This window comes from uncultured Roseobacter sp. (genome assembly GCF_947488185.1).
GTDB lineage: Bacteria > Pseudomonadota > Alphaproteobacteria > Rhodobacterales > Rhodobacteraceae > Roseobacter.
The window spans coordinates 83,071-109,404 of the sequence record NZ_CANKYM010000007.1 but is presented as its reverse complement, the minus strand read 5'-3'; the positions used below and the strand labels follow the sequence as shown (position 1 = coordinate 109,404).

Below are 26,334 nucleotides of genomic sequence, written 5' to 3'. Positions count from 1 at the left end.
AAGCATTGATTGAAGCATTTGTTGATCTCTGTTCGGTTGCTTTGCGCGGCCGTCTCTGGCGTGCGAGAAGAACAGGATAGTGATCAGGGACAGCGCTCAATCCGCGATCCGTTACCGTACCCTAGCCTATGCTATTTGACTGATTTCCGTACAGGCGCACCACTGGCCATATCCGCCGCGACATAATCCAGCTTTGCGTCTTTCCACGCGCCAAACCCTCCTTCCAGATGGGCGATCCGTTTTGCGCCGGATTGCAGCGTTTTTCGCGCCATCATCTCTAATCGCGCCGACGAACCACACATCAGAATAAGTCGCTGTTCGTTGTCTTCCGGCAAGAATCGCGGATCGAAAAACGCCATGGGCAGAAGCAAGGCACCCTCGACGTGCTCAAATGTATACTCGGCCGGCTTGCGGACATCCTCGAGGACGATCTCACCCTTGCGCAAGGCTGCTTCAACCTCTTCCGGCGTCCAGGTTTCGAGGGCGCCACTATCAACCATTTCTTTCTTCATTTCTTCTCCTCAGAATTTGTTTGCAGGAATCTTGAAATAGGAATTTCCGTCTGCCTCGGCAGGTGGAAGACGCCCACCACGCAGGTTGACTTGCAAGGCAAAGAGCACGCGATCGGGTAGCCCCAGCGTCGCGTCGCGCTCTTCCCGCAGTTTGATGAACGCCTCTTTCGACTGATTGCCGCCGACGTGCGGATTGTCGGTCCGGTGTTGGGCGACAGTTGCCTCACAGGCCGGTCTCTCGCGTTTATCGGCCCCGTAGTCGTGACCGATAAAAAGACGTGTGTTTTCTGGCAACGACAGAATTTCTTGTATCAAGTCCCAAATCTCTCCGGTGCTGCCACCCGGAAAGTCTGCGCGCGCGGTCCCCACATCGACATGCATTAACGCGTCATGCACGAACGCCGCATCGTCAACGACATAGCTGACAGAGCCAAGCGTGTGTCCTGCCGAAAGCAGGACTTTGACACCAAGTTCACCGATGGAGAAATCGATGCCCTCGGGAAGCAGACGGTCGAAATCATCTGCCACCGGAAAAGCGTCAGGCAGATGATAATAGTCCCGCCAAAGCTTCGCGATCTCGGTGACCTTTTCTCCTATGACATGCGGCGCACCGGTGCAGTCCGCCAGCCACCGTCCGGCGGTCAGGTGGTCGGCATGTGGATGTGTGTCGAGGATCCATTGCACGTCGTAGCCGTGCTGCTTCACGATCCCCAAAAGCTTTTCCGCAGACTCGGTTGACGTGCGGGCATGGGCGGGATCGAAATCCAGCACCGGATCAATGATTGCGCACTTTCCAGTGGCGGGATCCGCACAGATGTATTGTCACGACCCGGTATCGGGTTCGTACAGACAGTGAACCAGCGGCCCACCGCTGCTAGAATGGCTGGTGAATTCTTGTCCGACCGACATGTGTTCCCTCCTGTCTTTTTCGCACTTATCAACTGAACAACCTTCCAGCACTGGATGGTTCCAAGGGATTTCGCCAACGAAAAGAGGAATTTGGAAAACGTTGCACTAATCCGCGCTTCTTCCGGTCGTTGGTTTGCATCCAGCGAGCGCACCAGAAAGATCCTTCAAGATCGGGCAATCCGGTCGGTGGTCGCCGTGGCAGGCCTCGACGAGATGCGACAAGGTCTCGCGCATCTCTTGAAGCTGAGCGATTTTGTCGTCGATTGCGCTCAGGTGCTCTTCAGCGATGGTCTTTACCTGGGCACTTTCCCGCGTTTCATCCTCGTAAAGGCTCAAGAGATTGCGGCAATCCTCGATCGAGAACCCGAGCGCGCGCGCGCGACCCAGAAACGCAAGCTTGTGCAGATCGGTCTCGCGGAACGCGCGGTATCCGTTGCCGCTGCGCTGCGGCCTGACCAGGCCGATATCCTCGTAGTAGCGGATGGTTTTGGGCGGGATGCCGGACCGCTCTGCAACTTCTCCAATGTTCACGACACGATCCTCCTATTCCGCGGGTTGGGTCTGTGCACCGATCCGTGGTGCGGTGATGTCTCTGTCTTCACGCAAGGCCGGCGCGATGCGGCGCAGACGCAGGGCGTTTGTCAGAACCGATACCGACGACAGGGCCATAGCACCCGCCGCGAAGACCGGGGAAAGAAGCAGACCAAAGGCCGGATAGAGAACCCCGGCGGCGACCGGGATCAGCGCAACATTATACCCGAAGGCCCAGACGAGGTTCTGGCGAATGTTCGACATGGTGCGCCTGGAAACCTCGACCGCATTCACCACGCCGCGCAGATCGCCTGACATCAAGACCACATCGGCGGATTCGATAGCGACATCGGTTCCGGTGCCGATGGCGATGCCGACATCCGCATGGGCCAGGGCCGGTGCATCATTGATGCCGTCGCCGACGAAAGCAATCATTCGGTCTCCCGCGCGCAGATCGTCGAGCGCTGCGACCTTGCCATCCGGCAGGACACCCGCGATCACGTGGTCGATTCCGGTTTCGCGCGCGATGGCCTCCGCCGTCTCGCGTTTGTCTCCGGTGATCATCGCAACCTTGAAACCGCGCGCGTGCAGGGCTGCAATGGCTTCCTGGCTGGCGGGTTTCACGGGGTCCGCCACGGCGATCACTGCGGCCAGTTTGCCGTCGATCGCCGCATAAAGCGCTGTCCGGCCCCGCCCTGCCAGCTCGGCTTCCGTTTCGACCAAGGCGGCGATTTCGATCCCTTCGCGGGACATATAACGGTCCGCGCCGACCATCACCTCCTGACCTTCGACAGTCGCGGCGACGCCGTAACCGGTGATCGACCGGAAGCCCGTGGCATTCGGAACGGCGATCCCTTCGGTGTGCGCTCCGCGAACAATGGCTTCGGCGATGGGATGCTCAGACTGGGCCTCCACAGCGGCGATCAGGCTCAGCACTTTGTCTCGGTCGAAACCGTCGGCGGTGACCAGATCGGTCAGCGACGGCTGGCCTTCGGTGACCGTCCCCGTCTTGTCGAGTGCGATGACATCGACTTCGGACAAGGCCTGGAGCGCATCCCCCTTGCGAAACAAGACTCCCATCTCTGCGGCGCGCCCGGTACCCACCATAATCGACGTGGGTGTGGCCAAGCCCATGGCGCAGGGACAGGCGATGATCAGAACCGAGACGCCGGCCACCAGCGCAAAGGTCAAAGCCGGGTCCGGTCCGACAAGCAACCAGACCACCACCGTGAGCGCGGACAGCACCATGACCGCAGGCACGAACCACAGGGTCACGCGGTCAACAAGGCCCTGGATGGGCAGCTTGGCGCCTTGCGCCTCCTCGACCATGCGGATGATCTGTGCGAGCGTGGTATCCGACCCGACCCGTGCGGCCTTGAACGTCAGGCTGCCAGTGCCGTTGACGGTCCCGCCCGTTACGGCGGCACCTGCAGCCTTCTGCACGGGCACAGGCTCTCCGGTAATCATGCTCTCATCCACATTGCTGGATCCCTCGGTAACCTCGCCGTCCACAGGGATCCGCTCACCCGGGCGGACCAGGATCACATCGCCGACGGCGAGTGCATCGACATCGACCTCTACCGTGTCACCACCCCGGACGACGCGCGCGGTGCGGACCTGCAGGCCCAGCAGAGCCTGAATCGCAGCGCCGGTGCGGCCCTTGGCGCGTGCTTCGAGCCATCGGCCAATCAAAATAAGGACGACGATGACCGCAGCGGCCTCGAAATAGACCGCGCGCACACCCTCTGGCAGAAGTCCGGGAAGAAAGGTTGCGACCACCGAATATCCCCAGGCCGCGCCGGTGCCGATGGCGACGAGGCTGTTCATGTCCGGGGCGCCCTTGAAAAGCGCGGGAAACCCCTTGGTGTAGAAATGGCGTCCCGGCCCGAAGAGGACGAGTGTTGCGAGGACGAACTGGATGATCCAAGACGTTTGGAGACCAACCGTCGTCATCACCAAGTGATGAAATGCCGGAATAAGATGGGAGCCCATTTCTAGGATGAAGACCGGGAGCGTTAGAATTGCTGCCAAAAGGACGCTGCGGCGCAGTCCGTCGGCTTCTTCTGCCTTGCGTGCGACGCGAGACTGGCTCGCCTGCGCCTCTGCAATTTCGGCCGGATAACCAATCGCCGCCGACGCGGCCATCAAGTTGCCCAAGGACACCGCGCCCTCGAGATACTCGACCGTCGCCGTTTCTGCCGCCAGGTTCACGCTGACGGAAAGCACTCCGGGCACGTCCGCCAGTGCCTTGTCCACCCGTCCGACGCAGGATGCGCAGGACATGGACGCAATGTTCAAGGTGACCTTGGATGTTCGCGCGGGATAACCCAAGGAGGCAAGCGTCTGCGTGGCATCGGTAAGTCGAGACGGATCATCCAGCGAAACCCGCGCCGTCTCAGACGCGAGGTTGACGGCGACGTCGGAAACCCCATCGAGCCGCGCCAAGGCCTTTTCAACACGCCCCACGCAGGATGCACAGGTCATGCCTTCGATGCTGAGCGTTGTTTGGCTGGTGTCGGTCATGGCATGTTACCTCGATTGCGTGCTCGAGGCAGATATAGGGCTTCCAGTCACTGGAAGCTCAAGGGGTTTATCGGAGATTTCTTTTTCAACCGGCACAGCATCAACCTACAGTCTCTCTAACCCCCTGTTTCCGATTGAAATGTATCGATTTGTAAACTTGTCGCACGAGCGATTGGTGCGCTATCTCCGAGGAAGGAGTATGTTCGATGAATATGTCAGATCAAGAAAAGCAGCCGCAGAATTCAAAGATGATGCACGTCGGCATGTGGGTGTGCTGCGCGGTGATGCTGCTTCCGCTGCTTGTTTTCTTTATCCGAGGCGGCTCGTTTTTTGGATTGCAGGACAGTTTGGGCGTTCTGGCACCAATCGCCCTTTGCCTCGGCGCACATGGCGTGATGTTCTTCTTCATGGGGAAGTCCTGTCATGGAGGCAGCAAGTCATCGAATAGCAACGCTCCCGTCGCCATAAAAACCGCTGTTCCAACATCGACGGACGCTTGACCTTCCACCAACTGGAATCCCTATTTCCAATTGGTGAGAAAAGGATGCGCCATGAAATTTCACGTCCCAGAGATGAGCTGCGGCCATTGCGTCGCTGCAATCGAAAAAGCGGTAAAGGCCGCAGACCCGCCAGCAACCATCCGGACGGATTTGGCTGCACACGCGACAGAGATCGACTCGACAGTCTCCACGGCTGCCCTGCTTCAGGTTCTTGCGGAAGCTGGTTATCCGGCGATCGCTCTGGGAGAAGGTTCGGAGGATTGAAAATCCGGATGAACGGGACCTCTAAGGCGTTGGGCCTGATTTTTGGTGCGTATTTGCTGACCGGATGTGCCACGACGCCGGCGGTTGATGCGGACGGTGCCTTCACCGAATTGCCTGAACCACTCGTCGGTCTCGCTGCGCCATATCAAAACCTCAACAAGGTACGGCTTGATCCGAATGACAATTGTTTTTGGTATCTTCACAACGGCCCGGTCGAAGCGACCTGGTTGCCGCTCAGAACGCCTCAAGGCAATCCAATCTGCCAGGCGGTGAGCTAGGTCAAGACGCTTTGAGCAACATCAAGGTGCCCATTTAGCTGCCGATCGCATCTTCGGGCGGATACAGGTGAGCGGTCTTGCCCGTTTCCACGTTGGGATAGAGATCGTTGATATGTGCCATGATCATGCGCACGCACCCCGAACTCGCACGACCTCCGATCGAACGCGGCTCAGGAGATCCATGAATACGCAGATAAGTGTCCCGGTTCCCCACGTAGAGATAAAGCGCACGGGATCCCAATGGGTTGGTTGGCCCCGCGTCCATCCCCTCCGCATGCTGTGAGTAAAGGTCCGGGTCGCGTTCGATCATGTCCTCCGTTGGACGCCAAGTGGGCCACTTGGCTTTTCGCCGGATCGTGTAGACACCCGGCTCGTACAATGTCCCGCGTGCGATGGCCACGCCATAGCGCATCGCCGTGCTGCCGTTCGGCTCGATATGATACAAGTAGCGCGCAACGGCATCGACATGGATGTCACCCGGCACGAGGCCCGCCTTTGCCTCCACCCGAACCGGTAGGAACCGCGGATGAACCCCCCACGGATTGGAAGTTGAGGGGTCATAACCCGGAGGTGTGACTTGCGCATCCCAGACATCCCACATCGCGCGCGGGGACGTGGGCGCTGCCGATATCGACGTGGCGAGCGGCGCCGAAAAGAGCATTGCAGACCCTACCACAAAGTGCCGACGCGTCAGTTTGGCCATCAAAGTACCTCTTTCACTCGTTTTGACTGTGTCCGTTCGGCCATTGTCTGGAAACTATTGACCTGCGGCGCGTGCTTCCTGCGCAAGACGGATCATCTGATCAGCCTCGATGACCCCCGGAACCAGCGCGTCTCCGATCACAAAGGATGGCGTGCCATTGAAGCCGAGCGCGCGGCTCATCTCCATTGACGCCGCAATATGGGCATCAATCTCAGGCGCCTGCATGTCCCGTCGCAGCTGCGCGACATCCAAACCAATTTCCTGCGCAACCTGGATGACGGACGCTTCCTCGGCTCGGCCCTGCATGCCCATCAACGCCCAGTGAAACTCTTCGTATTTGCCCTGCTCTCGCGCGGCCAATGCGGCGCGCGCGGCAAAAACCGAGCCGTCTCCGAGGATCGGCCACTCTCGATAGACCAGCCTCACATTGGGATCTTCGTCCAAGAGCGCTTCGATATGCGGCTTCACGCGACGACAATAGGGGCAGTTGTAGTCGAAAAACTCCACGACCGTGACGTCGCCTTCAGGATTTCCGAGAACCGGCGCGTTCGGGTCGTTCTCGAGGAAATCGCGGTTTTCGGAGAGGACACTCGCCGCTGCGGCGGCCTGCCGTTCCTGTTCACGCCGTTCAATGATCTGAACCGCCTCGAGGACAATCTCCGGGTTTTCGCGGATGGCCTCCAGAACCAATTCCTTGACCCGGTCTTCGCTGAGCGCGTCAGCATGAGACGCGAATGGGGCGAGCAAAGTGACGACCAGAGACATTGTCATTGCGATCTTCATGAGAGTTCTCCTAGTTCACCGGCACGCCATTGGTGCGCGCGGCTTGCATATCCTGTATTTCCTCGGGCCAAGTCGACTTGATGTACCCGAGGATATTCAAGATTTCCTGGTCGGAAAGTTGGTCGCCGAAACCGGGCATGCCGCTGTCGAACTCCATGCCCTGAGCGGCCATCACCTCTCGGCCCCCAAGCTTTGTGTAGTCGAACAGCACCTGGTCGGCATGATGCCAGGTGTGACCGGTTTCATCATGGGGAGGTGCCGGCAGCCGACCGTCCGCGCCCGGACTCCGCCAGTTCTCCTGACCCTCCAGATTGGCCCCATGGCACGCAGCACAGGTCTCGGCGTAGAGCGCTTTGCCGACCACGAGATCGACGCTTTCCGGCATCACCCCGCTTTGGACATCTTCGGCAGACCCGGTCCAGACATAGGCTGCCGCCCCGAGCGCCGTCAGGACACCAATCCCGAGGATGGCAGCCATCGCTCTCATGCCACATTGACCCATGTCATCATGCCGGACGCCGCGTGTGACAGCATATGGCAATGCAGCAGCCATTTTCCTGGGTTGTCTGCCACGAAGGCAATGTCGCGCACTTCGCCCCGGTCGAGCAGCGTGGTGTCGCGCAGCGCGCCGAGGCTGCCATCGGGTGCGATCTCGTGAAAATGCATGCCATGAAGATGCATGGCATGCGGAAACGATGTGTCATTAGTGATCTTCAGCCGAACGGTTTCGCCACGCGACAACTCCGCCAGTGCTGGACCATCCATGCCACCCACCGCGCCATTGAAGGCCCAAAAGTTTCCTGTCTCCATCATGTCGCGCATCGAAGACATCCGACCGCCCATCATGGCACCGCGCATGCCGCCCATGGCCCCCCCTTCCATCAGCAATGCGATGTCCCTTGCCGATCCCAGATCGGGCATGGCATGGGCATTCGGCGGCAAGGGTTGAGGCGTTCCGCGCCGCGCGCTTGTACCGTCGCCTGTCACCCCGAAAGCCACCTGAGAAAAGCTTTCATCGCGGCTCAATTGCACGATATGGCCCGCGCTGCCGACCTCTGCGGTCACGTCGACGATCAGGTCCACCCGTTGTGCCGACGACAGCAGGAATGAACCTTCCACGGGTTGCGGCACGGCCAGCGGCATCCCGTCCATGGCCACAATCCAGCCTTCGAGCCCCTCCAGCGCGAGTTGGAAAATCCGGGCGTTCGATGCATTGATAAGACGCAGGCGGAGACGCTCATGCCGTTTCACATTCTTCGCGAGATTGTAGACGCCGTTCGTTGTGATGTAGTTCCCAAGGCGCCCGGCATGGCTGAGGTCATGCATCGCCCCGAAGGTATCCGCAATCTGAGCTGTTTCCGGATCGATGCGCCAATCGTCAAGGATCAGGACCTCTTCCCGATCGATATCGATCAGCTCCGGCTCTTCGACGATCAGCGCACCCTGAAGACCACGTGCGACCTGCTCGAAAGAGCGGTTGTGCGCGTGATACCAGTATGTGCCCGCGTCGGGGACAACGAAATCGTAGTCAAAGCTGTCCCCGGGGCGAATGGCGTCCTGCGTCAGACCGGCCACCCCATCCATCGCATTGTCGATGCGAATCCCGTGCCAATGGGTCGAGGTCGGATCGGGTAAGTCATTGACAATACGCCTCTGTACCCGCGCGCCTTGCAAAACCCGAATTTCCGGGCCCGGCGCGATACCATCGAACCCCCAGATCTGTGTTTTTCCGTAGTTATCAGGTAAAAGCTGTATATCTGCGACCCGGGCTGTCACCGCGCGCATGTCTGTCTGCGCGAGCAGTGAACTCGGCATGCACACCAAACCGGCAGCACTCATGCGAAGAAAATCGCGTTTTGAAAGTTTCATGATGGCACCGTTAGGATTGAGGTGAAAACAGCCGTGGCAAGCAAGATGACACCGATACAAACCCATTCGAGAGAAATCGATCTTGCAAGGTGCGGCCCAGCTTTGGGATCACCGCTCTGCAAAGCGGGCACAATCCGTGTTTTGTTGATGGCGGCAAGGGCCAGAAGCAGCGTCACGACGGCAATCTTTGCCAGAAGTGTCAAACCATAGGCAGTGCCGAGAAGCGCGGATAACGAACCCACCAGTCGCCAGGTCATTACCACGCCAGCGAGTAGTAGGAGTGGGACCGCAACAGATGCGACCTGTCCAAAGCGATGTCCAAGCACGGCAGCAACTCGCAATGTGTCCGCAGACCCCGAAAGCTTGTGGAGCGGAAGAAGGACGCCGATCCAGAATGCGGCAACGATCAGATGACCGAACAAGACGCTCTGAAACCACAGGCGATCTTCGCTGGCGACATGACCGATCTCGCAAAAACTCCAGATTGCCAAGAAACTGCCCAGGAGCGCGACCCATAGCCACCGCCCCCCCAAGACCACACCGGTCAGGAGTGCCCCCAGGCCCAGTAGCCGCAACAGCAGGGCGTCTCCGGGCGGCGTTTCCCAGAGCAACGCCAGGATCGCCAGATCAGTCATGCCTGAAGCATCATCCATGAGCACTGCGCCCCGCACGGCAAAGCCGAGGAATGACATTGCAGCCGCCAAAAGAGCAAAGAAGACGGCCCAGGCCCGTAGAAAACGGTCGAGCCCAGCCAACTGCTCGGAAAAGACTTGGCGACAGAGTATCAGCCCGGCACTCGTGAGGACGCCGAGATAGAGCAAAAACTTTGTGGCAACCGCAGCCTGTCCCCAGATATCCGGCACCGCTCACTTCACTTCAAACGAGAAGACACCGGTCATCGGGTGCCCATCAACACCAAGCCCGCGCCATTCAATATGATACATGCCCGGCCCCATGGGTGTGAGAGGAAGCGAGAATTCTTTGACAAAACCGGATTGGGTGCCGAGGTCCAGAGCCTCGGTGTGCGTCTCAGCATGGGTCATTTCGACTTTCGTCAATCGCATCCCATCGTTGAAGCGCAATCCAATCGTCTCTGGTACGGCGTCAAGAATGGCTCCGTCTGCAGGCGTCATGCTTTCCTTTTCAGAATGGGCGAGGGCTTGCGCGCTGGTCAGCGCCAAAAAAATTGTCAGTGCGACTCTGTATATCACGGATCGTCCTTCGTCGGTTTCTTCAGTCAGTTTATACCATTCGCGCGTTGCAACTCACGCACGTAGGCCACGATCATTTTCACATCGCCATCGGTAACACCTTCGACCGGCGGCATGTTCCCAAAGCGCCAATGATGCGCACGGACACCATTCTTGGCCGCCAGAAGGAAGGCGGCATCCCCATGGTGGCTGGGTTTGTAGATTTTATGCACAAGAGGGGGCGCCACACCGTCCTGCCCGGCCGCATTTGCGCCGTGACAGGCTGCACATTTCGCATCGTAGGCCAGTTTGCCAATCTCCGTATTGGCAGACAGCGCTTCCGGCACCAGTACATCGACAATGGGTGCAGCCGCTTGTGCCGTGACGTCCGCAGCAGGCGCAACGGCATCGCCGGTTGATCCGGTCCACCAGAAGCCTATGCCAAGAACCACGGCAACGCCGACGGCAACGATCGCGTACCGCCCCATCAGATCAGTTTGACCTGCGTGCCGACCGGGGTTCGATTGAAAACCTCGATGATATGTTCGTTGTAGAGGCCGATGCAGCCGCTCGACGAACGACGACCAATCTTGCGTGTATCGTGTGTCCCGTGAATGCGATAATATTGCCAGGTCAAATGCAGCGACCGCACCCCGAGCGGATTGTCCGGACCTGGCGGCATATAGGCCGGCAAGGACGGATCGCGCTCGCGCATGGATGGCGTGGGCGTCCAATCCGGCTCAGGATCTTTGAAAACGATCTCTGTATAGCCCCGCCGCGTCAGCTCATCCGTCATTGGAACCGATGTCGGATAAAGAAACATTTCACCGTCGGCTGTCCATTGCTGAAGCGCGCGGGAATTGGTATCCGCAATAATGATGCCTTTGCCCAGACGATCGAAGTGGTCTTGCCAATCGTGGGTTCTGAAGCTTGAAGCGTTACGCCGAACCGGTGCGCGTGTTTCGGCGCGCAGCACCGAAGGCGCGAACAGGAGCGTCGCACCGATGCCGCCGATCAGCTGACGACGTGACCGAAAGGGTCGATTTCTTGCCTGCATGGCTCTGCCTCGTTTCCATGTCGAACGCCTTGTTTTCTATCGGAGATCAGCAAGCGGCGAAACGCAGGGAGAGCCAGAATTTTGTAAGGTTATGTATCAACCCACCGGTTGGACGGCGGGCCTAGACCTTTTTGATCTGAACCGAAAACCCGGTTTCGGCGCGCGCTTCGGGATGCTCTGACAGAGATGTCATCGCGGCTTGATCCGCAGTCACGGGCAAAACAATCCGGGCACAGAGCCCCCCCTCCGCGCGGTTCGACAGGGTGATCGTGCCGCCGTGTTGCAAAACGATGCTGCGGGCGATTGAAAGGCCCAGCCCATGGCCTCCGGTTTCGCGGGAGCGCGATCCCTCAAGGCGCAGGAAGGGCTGGAAGACATCGCGCAACCGGTCATCGGGGATCCCCGGCCCATCGTCCTCGACCAAAATCTCGATGCTCTCGTCAGAGACGCCCCAAGTCAGGGTCGGGTTGCGCCCGTAGCGCCCCGCGTTGTCGATGAGATTGCGCAAAGCACGGCGCAGCGCCTTGGGCTTGATCTGCACCATTGCCTCGGGTCCCGGGCGCACGTCCAACGCACCGTTGGTAGCGTCCCGAATGTCGGTCAGGAACGCGCCAATCTCGGTCCGTTGCAGGGCCTCGTCCTGTCCCACACCGCGCGCATAGGCCAGCGTGGCTTCCACCATATCCTGCATCTCGTCGAGAGAGGCCGTGATGCCGGTCTTGGTCTCCGCATCCTCCACCATCTCGGCATGAACCCTGAGCGCGGTGAGTGGCGATCTCAAGTCATGAGCCAGGGCGGCCAGCATTTGCGTCCTGTCCGTGACGAAGCGAGCCAGGCGCGTTTGCATGTCATTGAAGGCCGTCGTCAGGTTCCGCACTTCATTTGGGCCGACCGGCGTAAGGGGTCCTTGCCCGCCACCGCGCCCGAACTCCTCGGCTGCCGCGGCGAGATCATTCAGTGGCCGCGTCAGGCGCGTCAGCAGAAACCAGAAGATCGCAAGCAGCAACACGGCGGCCGTCAACACGAAAGAGAGGGTGGAGGCCCAAGACCATTGTATGGGCGGCCGCTCGAACCGGGTGGCGACGTTCAGCCATTGGCCTCCGGCAATGGCGATCGAGACCTCCATCTCGAGGGCCGCCAGGGTGCCCTGCATCATCTCGGCGTGCATTTCCGCCATTTCCGGAGAGAGGTTCGGCAGCGGCAACAGCCCCTGTTCAATCTCATGCACTTCGACCCGGATATCGCGGGTGTAGCCATCGTTCAAAAGCGCACGCACGCGCGCTTCTATCGCTCCGTTCTCATCATGGTGGGTGTGCGTTACGGCAGGCGTGTCGCCGAGATCGAAGCGTACAAGGGGCGAGTTTGCCGCCGCCACAATATCCTCATGCAACGTCGGCGGTGCCTCCTCGATCAGACGGGCGACGTTTGCCGCGCGTCCGGCTGCCTCGCTGCCGATGGCCGCTTGCACGGCAAGCGACCGTTCATCGACGAAAAGCCACAAACCCACGACCTGCGCCACGAACAGAACCACCACCACCAAAAGGGCGATCTGTGAGCGGAACCCCATTCGCATCAGGCCTCGACCTCCACATCACAGTTCAGGCAATATCCACCATTGCGCACGGTCGATATGATCCGGGGGCGAAGCACATCGGGTTCGATTTTCCGGCGCAGGCGCGAAACCTGATTGTCGATCGTTCGGTCAAATGGTCCGGCAACACGGCCGGCGCTCAATTCCAGGAGCTCATCCCGGCCGATCACCGCCCGAGGACGCTCAAGTAAGACCGTCAGCAGCTTTGCTTCGGCCGTGGTCAATGTATTGACCGTGCCATCGGGGCAAATGACATGGCTGGCGTCGTGATCGAATGTGATCCCGGCAAATACGGCCCGCTTGCCCGCAAATGTTCCGCCATGGGGTGCATATCCGTCCGCCGCACGGCGCAGGATCGCATTGATCCGGGCCAGAAGCTCGCGCGGATTGAAGGGCTTGGCCAAGTAGTCATCTGCACCGGTGTCGAGCCCCTTGATCCGAGCGTCATCGTCGCCGAGCGCCGTCAGCATGAGAATCGGCGTTTTCTGCTGCTCCCGTCGTAGCCGTGCGCAGGCCGCGAGCCCGTCCTCTCCCGGCATCATGATATCGAGCACGATCAGATCGAATTTGTCCTCGCTCAATCGTGCATCCATCTCGCCCGCACTTTTGGCTCCCGTCGCGCGCAGCCCGTTTTTCTCAAGGTAGCGCGTCACGGAGTGCCGGATCTCGGCATGATCATCGACAACCAGAATATGCGCCGATGCCGCCATCAGCGATCGGGTCCCACACATCGGCACGTCTGGCCGATCGGCCCTCTGTTCACTAGATTGAGTTCCATAACACCCAGAATAGATTGTTCTTTCGGGAAAGACCCGCACCTCGTTTGTCGCAATATGTATCAATAGACCTGACATGTCTTGACCCTCCAGCTGCTGGAAGCCCCATCTGACGCGGCATGACAGGCGCAAGACCAGACATATCGGGGCAATATCCCGCCCAATCAGCGCACCGGACCATGGCGGCGCCCGCTTGGATCGGATTTGCGCTTTTTGTGGTCACAATGCCCGCCCACCTCCTCTTGGAACAGGCAGACTCGCTTGCCTTGGCAGCGGTCACACTGGCCCTGATCGGCGGGGCCTATATCGGGTTCGGTGCCGCCGATGGCCGTCGCTCCGTGTTCTGGTCTGAGCTGGCGGTTGCTCTCGTCTTTGGTGCGGCGGCCGTAGCGGGTCTCCTTTGGCATTGGGCAGCCTTGCCTCTGGGTCTCGCGCTCCATGCGCTGTGGGATCTTGCCCATCACAATGCGGTCCGGCTTGCCCGGGTCCCACACTGGTACATCCCGTTTTGCGTCGTCTTTGACCTGATGGCGGCAGCCTTTCTTGTGCTGCTTTATACGAGGTAGGCCATGGTGCGTGTCGTTGTTCTTGTCCTTCTGGGGCTCTTGCTTCTCGTCCTGGCGCGTCCGGACCTTGCGGGGCTCGATGCCGATCTGCCGGAGCGCGACGACCTGCGCCTTTGGATCGAGGCGGCTGGTCTTCTTGGTCCGCTTCTGGTCGTGGCGCTGATGACGCTGGCGATCGTGGCCAGTCCCCTGCCCTCGGCGCCGATCGCGCTGGCTGCCGGGGCCGCCTATGGTCACACCTACGGAACACTGCTCGTCGTGCTCGGCGCAGAGATCGGCGCGCTGGCCGCGTTTCTGCTCGCGCGCAGGCTGGGGCGCTCTTTCGTGGAACGCCATGTCGGCGAGACGATCGGGCGTGGACTTCTGGGGTCACAGAATACACTGACGTTTCTGGTGTTCGGAAGCCGACTGCTGCCGTTCCTGTCCTTCGACATGGTCAGCTACGCTGCAGGATTGAGCGTCTTGCACCTTTGGCGGTTTGCCCTGGCGACCCTCGCGGGGATCATTCCGGCCAGCTTCTTGCTCGCCCATCTCGGCAGCGAAGCCATGAATGGGGACGTGCAAACCGCCACCTGGACGGCGCTGGCGCTTGGCGCATTTACCGCCGCGTCCGTCCTCTTTGCGGTATGGCGTGACCGCCGCACGCCGAAAAAGGAGATCTGACATGGCCACTCATTCACATGCGGGACATATGCCGTCGTCGGGAAAAGCTCTGGTCATATCTGCCTGGCTGACCGGCATCTACTTCGTGATCGAACTGGCCGTCGGGCTCTGGACCGGCTCGATCGCGGTGCTGTCAGATGCGTTTCACACGTTGTCCGCCGTCGGGGGCGTGCTCGTCGCCATCATTGCGCAGCGGATCGCGCGCCGCCCGGCGGATATGGCGCGCAGTTACGGGTGGTATCGCGCAGAGATCATTGGCGCGCTCGTGAATGGCGGCTTTCTTCTCGGCATGGCGCTTCTGGTGATCTGGATGGGGGCGATGCGGCTCGGAAATCCGATCCATCTGCCCACGGGACCGATGCTCTGGGTGGCCTTCGGTGGCTTGGTCACCGAGGTGATCTCGCTCGGCCTGATGTGGAAATCCAGCCAGGATGATCTGAATGCCCGCGGGGCCCTCTGGCACATCATCCAGACCTTCGTCGGCAGCCTGTTGATCATCGTGACCGCGCTCGTCATCGAGTTCACCGGCTTTCTGGCGATCGATCCGATCCTTGGTATGGCCTTCGGGGTCGTGCTCCTCTGGGCCTCGATCGGAGTTATCCGCGAGGCGGTGCATATTCTGTTGGAAGGGACCCCGGAAGATACTGATCTCTCGGCCGTGACCGCTGATCTGCGCGCGCAGGACGGCGTTCTCGATGTCCACCATGTCCACGCCTGGACCCTGACCAGCGGCAAGCACGCCTTCTCGGCCCATCTGCGCCATGCAGAACCTGCCGATGCCGCGCGCATCCTTGAGACCGCCTATACGCACCTGACCAAGCATCACCGGTTTCACATGGTGACCCTGCAGCTTGAAACGGACTGCCTCGACGAGCGCCACGCGGACGATTTGGACGTCACGCAATCGATGGGGCCGCAGGCAGAGCTTCATGAACCACCTGCGCACCGCGATCACCTCGACAGTGCCGCTCCGGATGCTAATCTCGAACGCAATTCAAAAGGAAACGACACATGAAACGACGTAGCTTTCTGCTGACCGGCGCTGCCGCCACAATCGCGCTCCCGGCCATGGCTGATGCCGGGCCCATCATCAAGGTTGTCAAAACCCCGACCTGCGGATGCTGCACGGCCTGGGTCGATCATGTCCGGCAAGCCGGATTTCTGGTCGAGGCCCAGGATGTCGATCAGGACGCCCTCTATGCGCTGAAAGACAGGCTCCGGATCGCGCCGGAACTGGCCGGTTGCCACACCGCCGTGGTGGGCGATTATTTCATTGAGGGCCATGTGCCGGCTGAGGACATCGCCCGGCTTCTTTCAGAGCAACCGGCGGCGCGCGGGCTGAGTGTACCGGGTATGCCGATGAGTTCCCCCGGCATGGGCGGTCCCGGTGCCGGCGATACGTTTGATACGCTGCTTGTCGGGCCCGATGGCGCGACATCGGTCTTTGCCAGTCATAGCTAGGCCAATCGGTAGGTCCCACGGGACGGGTTTGTAACCCGGCCCGCTTCGACAAGCGCCCGCAGCGCACGGTAGGTCGCCTCATGCGTCAGCTGGAGGCGCGCGGCAAAGTCGACGACGGTGCCATCCAGAAGACCCGCAACGATCCCCGCCATCACCCGATCCTCGGCGCGTCGGATGCCGACAATTTCCATGATCTGCCGGTGCGCCTGAACCTGTTGGGCCGCATGGCGTCCATAGGCCCGCGCAAAATCCGGGTTCGCGAAGGCGGCGAGAACCGCGGACTTGTCGATCCGGACCAACTCACCTGCATCCATCACGATGGCATCGCAATGATAGCGCTCCGAAAAGACCGAGGCTTCGGCAAAGCTGGTCCCGGATGTCGCCCGGTGAATGATGAGCCGCTCGCCATTCGGACCAACCCGTTCGAGATGCACACGCCCGGTTATCAGCACATAGAGGCCCAGGGTCCTTGCACCCTGTCGGAAGAGCACGTCGCCAGCCGCAATTGTGTGCGACTGACGCGCAGTTGTCGGGAGAAGGTCGTAGGGCTCTGGCAGCATATGATTGAAATCATATTCCAGAGCAGGCCTGCGTGCTACGAAAAACGGGTATCGTGCCGTTCAAAAGGATCCCCCCATGCGCCTTGTTGCTCTCCTGCTTGCCCTGTCATTGTCTGGACCCGTCGCGGCCCAGCACAGCCATTCCGCGACCGGGCATGCGATGCCGGGTCCGCAGGAAACCGGGCAATCTGCCTTTGCCGCCATGGCCGAGATCGTGGCGCTCCTACGCGCCGATCCCGCTACCGATTGGGCAAATGTCGATATCGCGGCCCTGAGGCGACATCTGGTGGACATGGAGCTTGTGACGATGGAGGCCGAGGTTACCCGCAGTGTGCGGCCCGCCGGTATCCGGTTCGAAATCCGCGGAGCACCGCGCGTTCTCGAGGCCATTCGCGCCATGGTGCCTGCCCATGCGCCGTTCCTGGCTGCCGAGACGGGTTGGGAGGTCACGACAGAGGATCTCGGGGATGGTGTTGCCCTCCTCGTCGATGGCGATTCCGACCAGATACAGGGTCTTGGGTTCTTCGGGCTGATGACCATCGGCGCGCATCACCAGGAGCATCACCTCATGGTGGCAAAAGGCGAACCGCCCCACCATTGAGCTGAAGATCCGCCACAGTTTCCCTCCGCCAGCCCCCGGGTTGCAGACAAAACATTACAAAACCTGCGTTGACGTTCCGGGGCGGGAAGGTTGCACACTCGCTGTGCTATGGATGCGACCGACGACACTGACCGCAGGGATTTCCTGTATTATGCCACTGCTGGCGCGGGCGTCGTCGCCTCCGGTGCGGCGCTCTGGCCGCTGATCAATCAAATGAACCCATCGGCGGATGTGCGCGCCCTGGCGACAATCTCGGTGGATATCTCCGGGCTCGCGGAAGGCACCCAACTGACCGTCAATTGGCGCGGAAAGCCCGTCTTCATTCGCCACCGGACGCAAGCGGAGATGGCCCAGGCGCGTGAAGAGGCGGTCTCCACCTTGCCGGACACCGATGCGCGCAATCCCAATCTTCCCGGCGAGGCCACAGCGCAGGATGAGAACCGGGCCATTCCGGGCCATGACGCCTATCTGGTGATGATCGGTGTCTGCACGCATTTGGGATGTGTCCCGCTTGGCGATGGCGCGGGCGATTTTGGAGGGTGGTTCTGTCCCTGCCACGGGTCGCACTACGATACCGCGGGTCGTATTCGCAAAGGGCCTGCGCCGGAGAACCTGCACATTCCACCTCTGGCCCTGTCCGACAACATGGTGCTGACGCTCGGTTAGGCGCATGCGGCGTTGTCATCCTGACTGGCCCGCCAACCGCAGGGTTGGGCAGGCTCTAGGGCATAAGGTGCCCCGGAGCCAATACTGTCTCCGCCCTTCCGGGTAACCATCCTTCGGGCACAAGACAAAGGCAATCGCGGGCCTGCCCGCGATCACGCGGTCAATCGACGGGGGCGCCGCCGCTCTGCTTTGGCACCCCCGACGGTTTTGCATTTTTCCTCCGCCTGACATCCGAACGACGGCGCCAACAGGGGCTCGGGTGCCGCTGGCGCGTCAGCCTCCGCCGGAGAAATCCGGTGCCTCCCGTCGGCTGATGCCGCCGGGTCCCTCCCGATTTCACCGCTTCGGCCCCCTGTGTCCCGCCGCCGCCCGGCCGCAGGTCGGGCTGTGCCCTTCCCTGCTCTGCCCTTCGGAAGACGCGGGGGTCTTCCGAACGTCAGAGACAGGGATGGCCCGCGCCCAAGGCGGACAATGGGCCAAAGCACAAAAGACCCATGCCGCGCCAACCACGAAGGAAAGGAGCGAGACCATGGGCCTCGATCAATATGCCTATCTCAAGACACCCGAAAGCGGAGACGAAGGGGAAGTGCCCGCCTTTGTCTGGCGCAAGCATTCCAAGCTGCAGACATTCATGGAAACCCTCTATGTCGCCCGCACCGGCCTCTCGGCCAGCGACCTCAACTGCGGCGAGTTGATCCTCGCGCCGGAGGACATCGATCGTCTGGAACAGGCCGTCACCGACGGCACCCTGCTCCAGTGCGACGGCGGCTTTTTCTACGGCCACCAGTTCCAGGACGAACAGGCGCAAGACTACCGCAACTACGACCTGGACTTCTGCGGATGGGCGCGGGCCGAAATGCAGGCCGGATCGACCGTGGTCTATTCCTGCTGGTGGTAACCCGACAGCGCCTCAGAGACGCCCTGAGCGTCTTTTGGGGGCCTTCCCCTGCCCTTCCCCTTCCATCGTCCTCCTGCGCCGCCACGGCGCGGTAGGCGCCACATCCCACCCACAAACTCAAGGAGACTTCCCCATGACCAAGCAAGACCCGATCCTCACCGACACGGGCAGCATCGAACTGGTGCCGCTCGACGCCCTCACGCTCTCGGACCTCAATCCGCGCAAGAGCGTCTCGGACGCGCATATCGACACATTGGCGGCCAGTATCGCCCGCTTCGGACTGATCCAGAACCTTGCAGGCCTGCGCACAAAGAAAGGCCGCGTCGAAATCGTCGCGGGCGGATGCCGCCTGCGGGCATTGCAGAAGATCGCCGCCGAGGCCGAAACCCCTGCCCCGGTCACCGTCCCGGTGCGCATCACCGAGGATGCCGAGGAAGCCGCCATCTGGGCCAATGCCGAAAATGCCGCGCGTGAAGCCCTGACCCCGGCGGATGAAATCCGCGCCTTTGGAGCAATGACGGCCAAGGGCGCGACAGTGCCCGATATTGCGCTGGCCTTCGCCACCAGCGAGGCCCAGGTCTATCAGCGGCTGGCCCTTGCCGCCTTGCCCGCCCCGGTCATTGACGCGCTTGCCGCAGGCAAGATCACCCTCGGCGCGGCCAAGGCCTTCACCTTGTCGCAGGATGCGGCGTTGACGCTCACGCTTCTCGAGCAGATCAAGGGGCAGCCGATCTCCGAGGCGCAGCTGAAATCCGCGCTCACCCCCGAAGCGGTGACCGGCAGTGACCGCCGCGCGCTCTTTGTCGGCCAAGAGGCCTATAAGGCCGCAGGCGGCGCGATCACGCGGGACCTGTTTTCGCAGGCGGTCTATTTCACCGATCCGGCTCTGCTGGATGACCTCTTTGACGAACGGCTCGAGGCGGCCCGTGACGCGCTGGTGGCGGATGCGGGCTGGCTCTGGGCCGAGGCCACGCGCGAGCCATGGCTCAACTACTATGAAACCGACCAAGCCAAGCTGACACGGCTTTACCCGGTCGAGGGCGATCTGAGCGACGCGGAGGCCGAGGATTACGACCAACTTGCCGAGATGTGCGAGGCGGGTGTGCTCGACGCGGACGGCGAGGCGCGGCTGGCCGATCTGCAATCCACCCTCGACGGCTCATACACCGACGACCAGAAGCGCGTCTCGGGGTGCCTTATCCTTGTAAATCAATCGGGTAAGGTGGAGATCACCGCCGGTCTGGTGCGCCCCGAGGACAAGGACGTGGCCCTCGCGGCGGGCGTTCTTACAGCCCCCGACCGCCCTGCCCCCGCGCCGAAATCCCCCTACTCCCAGAAGCTGAGGGCCGACATGCAAGCGATCCGGCTGGCGGCGGTGCAATCGGCCCTTCTGGCCAAGCCGGACCTTGTGCTTGATCTTCTGGCCTTCGGCCTGTCGGAAGCCTCCGGGTCGTTCGAAAGCCTCTTTGATCTGCGCCTCGGACGTCCCAACAACGTCCCGAGCATCGAGGATGGGTTTGACCGCGAGCCGCGGCTTGATCACGGTCTCGAGCCGACCACCGGTTGGCAGACCGGCACCCGCGTCGATGATCTGGAGGAGGCCTTCACCGCCTTTCGGGCCAGCGGCAAGAAGGCCCGCAACGCGGTCCTGACCGAAGCTTTCGCGCGCGCCCTGCCCGATCAGGCCGGGGACGAAGGTTTCTTTTCAGCCATCGCCGCCGAGGCCAAGGCCGATATTCGAGCCCTCTGGACGCCCACGGCGGAGAATTTCTTCTCGCGCGTCTCCGCCGGGGTGCTGACCGACCTTCTCTGCACCTTCCTCGACTGCGATACCCGCGACGCGCGTGTGGTGGCCTTCGGCAAACTCAAGAAGGCGGAGAAGGCCGAGAAGCTGGAAAAGCTGATCGGCGATGCGACCACGCAGAAACTCATGGGGCTGACCTCCGAGCAGAAAGACAAGCTGGCGATCTGGGTCCCGGATTGCCTCTGAGCCTTCCTTCGTGGGAAGACCACCTGGCCCCGCTCCGGCGGGGTCTTTTTTGCTCCGGCCAGTGCGGGTACGGGATGGAGCAAATTTGTCCGGCGGCGGGGCAGAGGAATGCCCCCTGCCCCGCCGCCGGACCGGCGCTGCCCGCGCGGGGGTCGCTGCGCGACGGGAGGGGCCGGGGAGACACTCAGGGGGGGGGTCGTCAGGCCCGTTGGGCGTGGAGTGGCCACTTGCGGCAGCTCCGGGGCGTGCCGTTGCAGCCAGTGAATCGGGCTGGAGGCCCATGAGGCGGGGCGGGAGCGTCGCACCCCGCGCGCCGGGCATGGCGCTGAGACAGGTGGCCTGCCCGCTGCGACCTGTGCCGAAACCCTGATTGATATCTCACGGGATGGCCTTGGGGTGACGACCGGTTGACGCCGCCTCGCGGGTTTGCGGCATGGGACCCATGGCGGCGACCGGTGCCGGAGCCAGGCCAGCAAGTTCCCGGATGAGAGGTGGGATGGCGTGCTGTCCTTGCGTTCCGGCGACATGCGTTGCCGAGGCGCAGATCCTGTCCAAGCCATTGGCGCTGATCGTGGCGGGCACCTGTTGTTGTCCGGGGGTCCGGCCCGTCTCCGACCGGTGTTGCTGAGCGTTGCCGGTGGCAGGGCCCCCCGGGAGCCGCAAAGGTTGGGGCCCGTCTTTTTCCCCTGCCCGTGCCGGGCATTCCGCGCGGGTCAAAAAGTGCGCCCCCCTGCCCTTCTCCGCTGCGCTGCGCCTGCGGTGCTGCCCCAGGGCTCCCTGCTTTGGTCACCGGCATTGCAACACCAGAAAAGGAGACACGCAATGACCCCGAACTGCATCAAATTTGACGCCGCCGAGATCGGCACCGCCAAGGGCACTGGGTCGATCTCGACCCTGACCTTCGATCTCGACATCTCCGTGGAACCCGTGACCAACGACAATCCGATGGCACCCACCCACCGGGTGCTCGGCCGCTCGCCCCGCGGCCGTCTCGTCGAATGCGGCGGCATCTGGCGCAAACAGAACCGGGAGACCGGCGCGGACTATTTCACGCTGACGATCCGGGACTACGGGTTCAATGCCAATCTCGGCCAGGCGGCGCATCAGGACGACCCGACCCTGCAGGCGGTGATCCCCTGGGGCCCGAAAGAGGCCGCGTGAGCCCGCGGTTGGCCGGGACTCCCGGCCAACCCACCCGGGCTTGGGCCTGGGAATCGGGGCCCGATTCTCTCCAATGGGTGGGCTGGGGGTGTTTCTTGCCGGGGTCCTCCGAGCGAGACCCCGGTGCGCTCCGTGCGGACGACCGTGATTGTGGCGCAAGCCTGCACGGGTGGTCGCAGGCAACGGCCATCTGGCGCCACGGCCCATATGCTCGGATCGTGATTTGCCTTTTTTGACAGCCGTGCAAATCGGGAAACATTATTAAAAACAATAAATTATAGTAATTCCGCCGCCTTCTGCGCAAAGACGTAAGGACTGGACCGGTATTGCACCCTACCAGATATAGCGGTCCCTCTTGCCCTATCTGCGGTGTCTTGTGGTCTCCCCGATCTCTGCCATGATCCGGCAGTGCTTTGCCGCCCGCTGAAAAAATCGTTGTGGATAACCCACTTCCGCTGTAGTCACAGTTTAACGAAAGAAATCGCGATAAAAGCGATATTAGGCGAGGCGGCAGGATGGCGACAGCACCATTCCGGCAAGATACAGGCGAGTTGGCCTTCGATGAAATCATTCTCCAGCAAGGAGAACTGATTTCCGATCGACTCAATATCTTGCGTCAGGAACAATACCCCCCCGATGCCCAGAAGGGTCTGCGGCAGTTTTCTCTCGCCGAGGTGGCCTATTTCCTCGGCGTCACGCAGTCGACGATCAAGAAGCTTCATCTGGAGGGCAAAGGGCCGGAGCCACAAACCTCGGCCTCTGGGCGGCGATCCTATTCCGCAGCACAAATGCTGGAGCTGCGCGCCTATCTCGATGCCCATGGCCGTCCGGGCAAGCGGCGTTACCTGCCCCACCGCACCGAAGGCGAAGAGCTGCATGTCATCTCCGTCGTCAACTTCAAGGGGGGCAGTGGCAAGACAACGACCGCCGCGCATCTGGCGCAGCACCTGGCTCTCAAGGGCCATCGGGTGCTGGCGGTCGATCTTGATCCCCAGGCCTCGCTCACCGCATTGCACGGGATTCAGCCTGAATTAGACTCTGTTTCCTCGCTTTACGAGACCCTGCGCTATGACGCCGAGCGCCAGCCGATCAGCGCGGTGATCCGGCCCACGAATTTCCCGAACCTGGATATCGTCCCAGCCAGCCTCGATCTGCAGGAATACGAATACGACACGCCGGTGGCCCTCACGAGCCGTGACCCGTCCGAAGGCCGCGCCTTCTTCACGCGCATCTCAAAAGCGCTGGAAGAGGTCGAAGACCGCTACGACGTGGTGGTGATCGATTGCCCGCCCCAGCTTGGATATCTGACCCTAACCGCGCTGACAGCCTCAAGTTCGGTGCTGATCACCGTGCATCCCCAGATGCTCGACGTGATGTCGATGAGCCAGTTCCTCCTGATGTTGGGCGGTATCCTGCGCACCGTCCGCGAAGCCGGGGCGGAGATGCGTCTCAAATGGTTCCGCTATCTCGTCACGCGGTTCGAACCCACCGATGGGCCGCAAAAGCAGATGGTAGGCTTCCTGCAGGCAATGTTTCCCAACCAGATGCTCGAAGCGCAGATGGTGAAATCGACAGCGATCTCGGATGCCGGGATCACCAAGCAGACGCTTTACGAGGTCGAGCGGGCGCAGTTCGTGCGGTCGACCTATGACCGCGCGATCACCTCTCTGAACGCCGTCAACGATGAAATCGCCGGTCTCGTGCATCAGGCCTGGGGGCGCGAAAACCGATGAGTTTGACAGCCGTGCAGATGCGTTTTGACAGCCGTGCAGATGGGGGGTCTCGTGGCCCGGAAAGGAGGGCATCATGGCCAGAAAAGACCTGTTGAAATCCGTGATCGGGCAGCCGACCGACCCACCGGTCGATGGAGGCCGCTCGAGCTACGCGATGCGCGGTGCTTCGAAGTCCATGAAGGTCTCGATCGACAGTCTCGCCGAAAACTCCAAGCGCCTTCTCGAAGGCGAAACCATCGTCGAGATCGATCCCGCCTTGATCGATGCCTCTTTCGTCAATGACCGGCTCAGCGGCGATGACGAGGCCTTCGACGAGCTGAAAGCCTCGATCGCATCAAGCGGGCAGGACACACCGGTCCTGCTCAGGCCGCATCCGGAGGCCGCCAATCGCTATATGGTCGTCTTCGGGCATCGCCGGGTCCGCGTCGCGCGCGCGCTCGGACGGCCGGTCCGCGCCGTGGTCAAGGAGATGGACGATGTCGCCCATGTGCTGGCGCAGGGCCAGGAGAACACGGCCCGGGCCGATCTTTCCTTCATCGAGAAGGCGCTGTTCGCCAGGAACCTGCATGATCTCGGCCAGGCCAAGGAGGTGATCCAGCAGGCGCTGACCATCGACGGCACGCTCTTGTCGCGCATGCTGTCGGTGGCGGGGACTGTGCCGGGCCATGTCATCGCCGCGATCGGACCCGCCAAGCAGATCGGGCGCGACCGCTGGGAAGACTTCAAGAAGCTGATGGCGGTCAAAAGCAATGTCGCGGTGGCCGACCGTATCCTGGCCACGGAGGGCTTTGACCAACTCGACAGCGACACAAAGTTCGAAATTCTGCACAGCAAAGTGACCGAGGCGGGCAGGGCACCCCGGCGCCGGGCGGCGAAAGCCACCCCGGTCAAGCGCACCTGGACCGCCGGAGAGGGCCGGATCAAGGGCGTCATCGGACGCGCGGGCCGCGCCTATACCATTTCGCTGACATCAAAGGATTCCGCAGGCTTTGGAGAGTTTCTCTCGGAGAACCTCGACCAGCTCTATGCAGAGTATCTGTCTCAATCGGAGGAGACATCGACATCATGACCTGAGGCAAAAGAAAAGCCCCCAAGCCGATCCGGCCCGAGAGCTTATCCAAATAGATTAGACACCTTCTGGATACCGCTCCCGCGAATCACTGTCAACGAAAGAACGTCGTTTTGGCGCACGGGAATCTTTTGCCTCCACAAAACCGGAGGTGAGATACAGGAATGACACAGAGCGGTTGGCGCAAGCCGACGCCGGCTCTCGGGACCGCGGATCAGCTGGCCCGAGACGGCGAACAGATTTCCATTGCCAAGACACGCAGTGTTGTCGCAGCGAAACGTGTCGGGGCCCATATCGGGCTGAAAGCGGCAGATCTTCTGCTGCTCGATACGCTTGCGGCCTTTACCCAGCCCCAGGATTGGGAAGAGGGGCGACGACCCATCGTCTGGGCGTCGAACGCCTATCTGATGGAGCGGACCGGGTTTTCCTTGTCGACGCTCAAACGCCACGCCCGGCGCCTGGCGGAGGTCGGTGTGATCACTTTCCGGGACAGCCCGAATGGCAAACGCTGGGGTCGCCGCGATGCCGATGGTGTGATTGTCGAGGCCTACGGGTTCGATCTCGCCCCCTTGAGCGCCCGCGTCGCAGAGTTCGAGGCTCTGGCGGCCGATCTGGCGGCGGAGCGCGCGCTCTGTCACCGTCTGCGGCGTCAGATCACGATTGCCCGGCGCAGTATCCGGGCGCGTCTCGAGGCGGCGCTGGAGCGCCAGGAACACATGCCGGGGCTCCGGAGCCTGCAACAGGCCTTTGAGGCGCTTCTGACGTGCCTGCCAGGCCCGCGCGCGGGGGCCGACATGCTTCAGCGGCTGGCAAATCGCTTCGCTGACCTGCTGTCGCGGGCCGAGAAGGTGTTTCTGCGGGAGGCAAAACCTGTGGGTCAAAGCACAGAGATGACCGAAGAAAGAGAAAATATGGACCCCAGGGAGGTCAGTTCCGGACCTCACATACCAATTACAAAACAACTTCATCCTGTAATTCGTAATTCCTCAGAAAATGAGGAAGCGGCAGCCGAATCACCCGGACGGGCAGAGCCAGCACCTGTGGCACGGACCGCATCGGACAGTGGGGCAGGGGAGGCGAACAAGCCGCAGGTCGGGATCGAGCTGGGAACGATATTGCGAGCCTGCCCGGAATTCACCTCCTGGGGGCGCAATCTGGGCGGCTACATCCGTGATTGGCGCGATTTCGTGCGGGTCGCCGGTGAATTGCGGCCGATGATTGGGATTTCGGAACATGCCTGGGTCGCCGCACAGGAGCAGATGGGCAAACCCGCCGCTGCGGCTGCATTTGCCTTGGTCTTCGAGAAGGTCCATTCAGGCGAGGTCAACTCGCCGGGCGGATATCTGCGGGGGATGGTCGAAAAGGCCGGGGCAGGGGAGCTGCATCTGGAGCGTAGCTTCTTCGGTCGGCTGAGTGAGATGGCGGCGTGACACGGGGCTTCACCGCTCGAAATCCTTGCAAACCTTCCATGCGATGGAAT

The 26,334-nt window shown here is 61.4% G+C and carries 31 protein-coding genes; 15 read left to right on the top strand and 16 right to left on the bottom strand.

Annotation, left to right across the window (positions count from 1 at the left end):
• Positions 1-131: 131 nt before the first annotated feature.
• From Q1A52_RS21590 to Q1A52_RS21575, 4 genes are all read right to left on the bottom strand, one after another.
• Positions 132-512, bottom strand: a complete 381-nt coding sequence (locus Q1A52_RS21590) for a rhodanese-like domain-containing protein (RefSeq protein ID WP_013959910.1) — start codon at positions 510-512, stop codon at positions 132-134.
• A gap of 9 nt (positions 513-521) precedes the next feature.
• Positions 522-1,328: an MBL fold metallo-hydrolase gene (locus Q1A52_RS21585; protein ID WP_300019829.1), complete on the bottom strand. Its 807-nt coding sequence runs from the start codon at positions 1,326-1,328 to the stop codon at positions 522-524.
• 198 nt (positions 1,329-1,526) lie between these two features.
• Positions 1,527-1,952, bottom strand: a complete 426-nt coding sequence (cueR, locus tag Q1A52_RS21580) for a Cu(I)-responsive transcriptional regulator (RefSeq protein WP_013959912.1) — start codon at positions 1,950-1,952, stop codon at positions 1,527-1,529.
• A 12-nt stretch (positions 1,953-1,964) separates the two neighbouring features.
• Positions 1,965-4,475 (bottom strand): heavy metal translocating P-type ATPase, encoded by a 2,511-nt coding sequence (locus Q1A52_RS21575; RefSeq protein ID WP_300019827.1) that lies wholly within the window; start codon positions 4,473-4,475, stop codon positions 1,965-1,967.
• Between the two features lie 206 nt (positions 4,476-4,681).
• Here Q1A52_RS21575 and Q1A52_RS21570 point away from each other — a divergent pair, with 206 nt between their 5' ends.
• From Q1A52_RS21570 to Q1A52_RS21560, 3 genes are read left to right on the top strand one after another with little or no spacing between them, the layout of a single operon-like run.
• Positions 4,682-4,975: a DUF2933 domain-containing protein gene (locus tag Q1A52_RS21570; RefSeq protein WP_299784435.1), complete on the top strand. Its 294-nt coding sequence runs from the start codon at positions 4,682-4,684 to the stop codon at positions 4,973-4,975.
• A 51-nt stretch (positions 4,976-5,026) separates the two neighbouring features.
• Positions 5,027-5,239 carry a heavy-metal-associated domain-containing protein gene (locus Q1A52_RS21565; protein ID WP_300019826.1) on the top strand — a complete coding sequence of 71 codons (213 nt, stop codon included), beginning with the start codon at positions 5,027-5,029 and terminating at the stop codon, positions 5,237-5,239.
• 29 nt (positions 5,240-5,268) lie between these two features.
• Entirely contained in the window at positions 5,269-5,517 is a 249-nt protein-coding gene (locus tag Q1A52_RS21560) for a hypothetical protein (protein WP_299784431.1), read from the top strand.
• Between the two features lie 34 nt (positions 5,518-5,551).
• On the opposite strand, the gene Q1A52_RS21555 is transcribed toward Q1A52_RS21560, so the two are convergent.
• The 10 genes from Q1A52_RS21555 to Q1A52_RS21510 form a co-directional block, all read right to left on the bottom strand.
• Positions 5,552-6,220, bottom strand: a complete 669-nt coding sequence (locus Q1A52_RS21555) for a L,D-transpeptidase (RefSeq protein WP_300019825.1) — start codon at positions 6,218-6,220, stop codon at positions 5,552-5,554.
• 54 nt (positions 6,221-6,274) lie between these two features.
• Positions 6,275-7,003 carry a DsbA family protein gene (locus tag Q1A52_RS21550; RefSeq protein WP_300019824.1) on the bottom strand — a complete coding sequence of 243 codons (729 nt, stop codon included), beginning with the start codon at positions 7,001-7,003 and terminating at the stop codon, positions 6,275-6,277.
• A gap of 10 nt (positions 7,004-7,013) precedes the next feature.
• Positions 7,014-7,490 carry a cytochrome c gene (locus Q1A52_RS21545; protein WP_300019823.1) on the bottom strand — a complete coding sequence of 159 codons (477 nt, stop codon included), beginning with the start codon at positions 7,488-7,490 and terminating at the stop codon, positions 7,014-7,016.
• Positions 7,487-8,872, bottom strand: a complete 1,386-nt coding sequence (locus Q1A52_RS21540) for a multicopper oxidase family protein (RefSeq protein WP_300019822.1) — start codon at positions 8,870-8,872, stop codon at positions 7,487-7,489. Before Q1A52_RS21540 ends, Q1A52_RS21545 begins: the two co-directional genes overlap by 4 nt.
• On the bottom strand, positions 8,869-9,735 hold the full coding sequence (locus Q1A52_RS21535) for a CopD family protein (RefSeq protein WP_300019821.1): 867 nt from the start codon (positions 9,733-9,735) through the stop codon (positions 8,869-8,871). Before Q1A52_RS21535 ends, Q1A52_RS21540 begins: the two co-directional genes overlap by 4 nt.
• A 3-nt stretch (positions 9,736-9,738) precedes the next feature.
• Positions 9,739-10,053: a copper resistance CopC family protein gene (locus Q1A52_RS21530; protein WP_255626078.1), complete on the bottom strand. Its 315-nt coding sequence runs from the start codon at positions 10,051-10,053 to the stop codon at positions 9,739-9,741.
• 56 nt (positions 10,054-10,109) lie between these two features.
• Positions 10,110-10,550: a cytochrome c gene (locus tag Q1A52_RS21525; RefSeq protein WP_300019820.1), complete on the bottom strand. Its 441-nt coding sequence runs from the start codon at positions 10,548-10,550 to the stop codon at positions 10,110-10,112.
• On the bottom strand, positions 10,550-11,119 hold the full coding sequence (locus Q1A52_RS21520; RefSeq protein WP_300019819.1) for a L,D-transpeptidase: 570 nt from the start codon (positions 11,117-11,119) through the stop codon (positions 10,550-10,552). Before Q1A52_RS21520 ends, Q1A52_RS21525 begins: the two co-directional genes overlap by 1 nt.
• Positions 11,120-11,240: 121 nt before the next feature.
• Entirely contained in the window at positions 11,241-12,686 is a 1,446-nt protein-coding gene (locus tag Q1A52_RS21515; protein WP_300019818.1) for an ATP-binding protein, read from the bottom strand.
• Positions 12,687-12,691: 5 nt separating this feature from the next.
• Positions 12,692-13,441, bottom strand: coding sequence for a response regulator (locus Q1A52_RS21510; protein ID WP_300019817.1), 750 nt, complete (start codon positions 13,439-13,441; stop codon positions 12,692-12,694).
• 224 nt (positions 13,442-13,665) lie between these two features.
• Between Q1A52_RS21510 and Q1A52_RS21505 the strand changes: the two genes are divergently transcribed.
• Genes Q1A52_RS21505 through Q1A52_RS21490 form a run of 4 tightly spaced genes read left to right on the top strand, consistent with a single transcriptional unit; the run spans position 13,666 to position 16,176 of the window.
• On the top strand, positions 13,666-14,052 hold the full coding sequence (locus tag Q1A52_RS21505) for a DUF6010 family protein (RefSeq protein WP_244525680.1): 387 nt from the start codon (positions 13,666-13,668) through the stop codon (positions 14,050-14,052).
• 3 nt (positions 14,053-14,055) lie between these two features.
• Positions 14,056-14,715 (top strand): VTT domain-containing protein, encoded by a 660-nt coding sequence (locus tag Q1A52_RS21500; protein WP_300019816.1) that lies wholly within the window; start codon positions 14,056-14,058, stop codon positions 14,713-14,715.
• 1 nt (position 14,716) lies between these two features.
• Complete coding sequence (locus Q1A52_RS21495) at positions 14,717-15,730, top strand: cation diffusion facilitator family transporter (protein WP_300019815.1); 1,014 nt, start codon at positions 14,717-14,719, stop codon at positions 15,728-15,730.
• Positions 15,727-16,176: a DUF411 domain-containing protein gene (locus Q1A52_RS21490; RefSeq protein ID WP_093454954.1), complete on the top strand. Its 450-nt coding sequence runs from the start codon at positions 15,727-15,729 to the stop codon at positions 16,174-16,176. The genes Q1A52_RS21495 and Q1A52_RS21490 overlap by 4 nt, the downstream gene beginning before the upstream one ends.
• Here the strand turns inward: Q1A52_RS21490 and Q1A52_RS21485 are convergent.
• Positions 16,173-16,736, bottom strand: coding sequence for a Crp/Fnr family transcriptional regulator (locus Q1A52_RS21485; protein ID WP_300019814.1), 564 nt, complete (start codon positions 16,734-16,736; stop codon positions 16,173-16,175). The two genes, Q1A52_RS21490 and Q1A52_RS21485, sit on opposite strands and share 4 nt — an antisense overlap.
• 76 nt (positions 16,737-16,812) lie before the next feature.
• Between Q1A52_RS21485 and Q1A52_RS21480 the strand changes: the two genes are divergently transcribed.
• From Q1A52_RS21480 to Q1A52_RS21465, 4 genes are all read left to right on the top strand, one after another.
• Positions 16,813-17,337, top strand: coding sequence for a hypothetical protein (locus Q1A52_RS21480; RefSeq protein ID WP_300019813.1), 525 nt, complete (start codon positions 16,813-16,815; stop codon positions 17,335-17,337).
• Between the two features lie 108 nt (positions 17,338-17,445).
• On the top strand, positions 17,446-18,003 hold the full coding sequence (gene petA / locus Q1A52_RS21475; protein ID WP_300019812.1) for a ubiquinol-cytochrome c reductase iron-sulfur subunit: 558 nt from the start codon (positions 17,446-17,448) through the stop codon (positions 18,001-18,003).
• A 448-nt stretch (positions 18,004-18,451) separates the two neighbouring features.
• Positions 18,452-18,901 (top strand): hypothetical protein, encoded by a 450-nt coding sequence (locus Q1A52_RS21470; protein ID WP_300019811.1) that lies wholly within the window; start codon positions 18,452-18,454, stop codon positions 18,899-18,901.
• A gap of 133 nt (positions 18,902-19,034) precedes the next feature.
• Complete coding sequence (locus tag Q1A52_RS21465) at positions 19,035-20,891, top strand: ParB/RepB/Spo0J family partition protein (protein WP_300019810.1); 1,857 nt, start codon at positions 19,035-19,037, stop codon at positions 20,889-20,891.
• A 378-nt stretch (positions 20,892-21,269) separates the two neighbouring features.
• Here Q1A52_RS21465 and Q1A52_RS21460 read toward each other — a convergent pair whose 3' ends face one another.
• Positions 21,270-21,473 carry a hypothetical protein gene (locus Q1A52_RS21460; protein ID WP_300019809.1) on the bottom strand — a complete coding sequence of 68 codons (204 nt, stop codon included), beginning with the start codon at positions 21,471-21,473 and terminating at the stop codon, positions 21,270-21,272.
• Between the two features lie 240 nt (positions 21,474-21,713).
• On the opposite strand from Q1A52_RS21460, the gene Q1A52_RS21455 reads away from it, so the two are divergent.
• The 4 genes from Q1A52_RS21455 to repC all read left to right on the top strand — a co-directional run bounded on the left by Q1A52_RS21455 (position 21,714) and on the right by repC (position 26,284).
• Positions 21,714-22,052 (top strand): DUF736 family protein, encoded by a 339-nt coding sequence (locus Q1A52_RS21455; RefSeq protein ID WP_300019808.1) that lies wholly within the window; start codon positions 21,714-21,716, stop codon positions 22,050-22,052.
• A gap of 515 nt (positions 22,053-22,567) precedes the next feature.
• A complete protein-coding gene (gene repA / locus Q1A52_RS21450; protein ID WP_300019807.1) occupies positions 22,568-23,785 on the top strand; it encodes a plasmid partitioning protein RepA in 1,218 nt (405 codons plus the stop codon).
• A 73-nt stretch (positions 23,786-23,858) separates the two neighbouring features.
• The gene (gene repB, locus Q1A52_RS21445) at positions 23,859-24,854 is read left to right on the top strand and encodes a plasmid partitioning protein RepB (protein ID WP_300019806.1); all 996 of its coding nucleotides are present in this window, start codon (positions 23,859-23,861) and stop codon (positions 24,852-24,854) included.
• Between the two features lie 164 nt (positions 24,855-25,018).
• On the top strand, positions 25,019-26,284 hold the full coding sequence (gene repC / locus Q1A52_RS21440) for a plasmid replication protein RepC (protein WP_300019805.1): 1,266 nt from the start codon (positions 25,019-25,021) through the stop codon (positions 26,282-26,284).
• Positions 26,285-26,334: the final 50 nt, after the last annotated feature.

Excerpts from the sequence above, each read along its gene's own strand:
- Q1A52_RS21590 (WP_013959910.1), bottom strand. The coding sequence starts at position 512 with ATGAAGAAAGAAATGGTTGATAGTGGCGCCCTCGAAACCTGGACGCCG.
- Q1A52_RS21575 (WP_300019827.1), bottom strand. The coding sequence starts at position 4,475 with ATGACCGACACCAGCCAAACAACGCTCAGCATCGAAGGCATGACCTGT.
- Q1A52_RS21570 (WP_299784435.1), top strand. The coding sequence starts at position 4,682 with ATGAATATGTCAGATCAAGAAAAGCAGCCGCAGAATTCAAAGATGATG.
- Q1A52_RS21565 (WP_300019826.1), top strand. The coding sequence starts at position 5,027 with ATGAAATTTCACGTCCCAGAGATGAGCTGCGGCCATTGCGTCGCTGCA.
- Q1A52_RS21555 (WP_300019825.1), bottom strand. The coding sequence starts at position 6,220 with ATGGCCAAACTGACGCGTCGGCACTTTGTGGTAGGGTCTGCAATGCTC.
- Q1A52_RS21550 (WP_300019824.1), bottom strand. The coding sequence starts at position 7,003 with ATGAAGATCGCAATGACAATGTCTCTGGTCGTCACTTTGCTCGCCCCA.
- Q1A52_RS21545 (WP_300019823.1), bottom strand. The coding sequence starts at position 7,490 with ATGAGAGCGATGGCTGCCATCCTCGGGATTGGTGTCCTGACGGCGCTC.
- Q1A52_RS21540 (WP_300019822.1), bottom strand. The coding sequence starts at position 8,872 with ATGAAACTTTCAAAACGCGATTTTCTTCGCATGAGTGCTGCCGGTTTG.
- Q1A52_RS21525 (WP_300019820.1), bottom strand. The coding sequence starts at position 10,550 with ATGGGGCGGTACGCGATCGTTGCCGTCGGCGTTGCCGTGGTTCTTGGC.
- Q1A52_RS21520 (WP_300019819.1), bottom strand. The coding sequence starts at position 11,119 with ATGCAGGCAAGAAATCGACCCTTTCGGTCACGTCGTCAGCTGATCGGC.
- Q1A52_RS21515 (WP_300019818.1), bottom strand. The coding sequence starts at position 12,686 with ATGGGGTTCCGCTCACAGATCGCCCTTTTGGTGGTGGTGGTTCTGTTC.
- Q1A52_RS21510 (WP_300019817.1), bottom strand. The coding sequence starts at position 13,441 with ATGTGTGGGACCCGATCGCTGATGGCGGCATCGGCGCATATTCTGGTT.
- Q1A52_RS21505 (WP_244525680.1), top strand. The coding sequence starts at position 13,666 with ATGGCGGCGCCCGCTTGGATCGGATTTGCGCTTTTTGTGGTCACAATG.
- Q1A52_RS21500 (WP_300019816.1), top strand. The coding sequence starts at position 14,056 with ATGGTGCGTGTCGTTGTTCTTGTCCTTCTGGGGCTCTTGCTTCTCGTC.
- Q1A52_RS21495 (WP_300019815.1), top strand. The coding sequence starts at position 14,717 with ATGGCCACTCATTCACATGCGGGACATATGCCGTCGTCGGGAAAAGCT.
- Q1A52_RS21490 (WP_093454954.1), top strand. The coding sequence starts at position 15,727 with ATGAAACGACGTAGCTTTCTGCTGACCGGCGCTGCCGCCACAATCGCG.
- Q1A52_RS21485 (WP_300019814.1), bottom strand. The coding sequence starts at position 16,736 with ATGCTGCCAGAGCCCTACGACCTTCTCCCGACAACTGCGCGTCAGTCG.
- Q1A52_RS21480 (WP_300019813.1), top strand. The coding sequence starts at position 16,813 with ATGCGCCTTGTTGCTCTCCTGCTTGCCCTGTCATTGTCTGGACCCGTC.
- petA (WP_300019812.1), top strand. The coding sequence starts at position 17,446 with ATGGATGCGACCGACGACACTGACCGCAGGGATTTCCTGTATTATGCC.
- Q1A52_RS21470 (WP_300019811.1), top strand. The coding sequence starts at position 18,452 with ATGGCCCGCGCCCAAGGCGGACAATGGGCCAAAGCACAAAAGACCCAT.
- Q1A52_RS21465 (WP_300019810.1), top strand. The coding sequence starts at position 19,035 with ATGACCAAGCAAGACCCGATCCTCACCGACACGGGCAGCATCGAACTG.
- Q1A52_RS21455 (WP_300019808.1), top strand. The coding sequence starts at position 21,714 with ATGACCCCGAACTGCATCAAATTTGACGCCGCCGAGATCGGCACCGCC.
- repA (WP_300019807.1), top strand. The coding sequence starts at position 22,568 with ATGGCGACAGCACCATTCCGGCAAGATACAGGCGAGTTGGCCTTCGAT.
- repB (WP_300019806.1), top strand. The coding sequence starts at position 23,859 with ATGGCCAGAAAAGACCTGTTGAAATCCGTGATCGGGCAGCCGACCGAC.
- repC (WP_300019805.1), top strand. The coding sequence starts at position 25,019 with ATGACACAGAGCGGTTGGCGCAAGCCGACGCCGGCTCTCGGGACCGCG.